Annotated in this window: 1 protein-coding gene; it reads left to right on the top strand. The window is 64.4% G+C overall.

Features of this window, described 5'->3' with window-relative positions; translation table 11 throughout:
- Nucleotides 1-253 (top strand): ABC transporter substrate-binding protein (locus ND855_RS18815; RefSeq protein WP_265359745.1); only part of this gene is annotated, 253 nt, incomplete at its 5' end.
- Nucleotides 254-289 lie beyond the last annotated feature (36 nt).

Genomic DNA, 289 nt, shown 5'->3' with positions numbered 1-289 from the left:
CATGGTCGCCGCCTCCGGCTACTCGGCGATGACGGTGGCGATCGAGGGCCTGAAGAAGGCCGGCTCGACCGACGGCAAGGCGGTGCGTGACGCCATCCGCGGCAACAGCTTCGAAACCGCGATTGGCAAGCTGTCGTTCAACAGCCTCGGCGAAGTGAAGAAGGCCGTGCAGGTGCAGGTGGTCAAGGACGCCAATTTCCACCGCTACGGCGTCATCGACGACCTTCAGTTCCTCACCCCGCCCGAAAAGTAAACCCGGCCAGGCCGGCGGCTAGCGAAGACATCAGCG

The organism is Leptospira paudalimensis (assembly GCF_026151345.1).
GTDB lineage: Bacteria > Spirochaetota > Leptospiria > Leptospirales > Leptospiraceae > Leptospira_A > Leptospira_A paudalimensis.
Note: the sequence above shows the minus strand (reverse complement) of the source record. Positions and strands in the feature narration are given on the sequence as shown.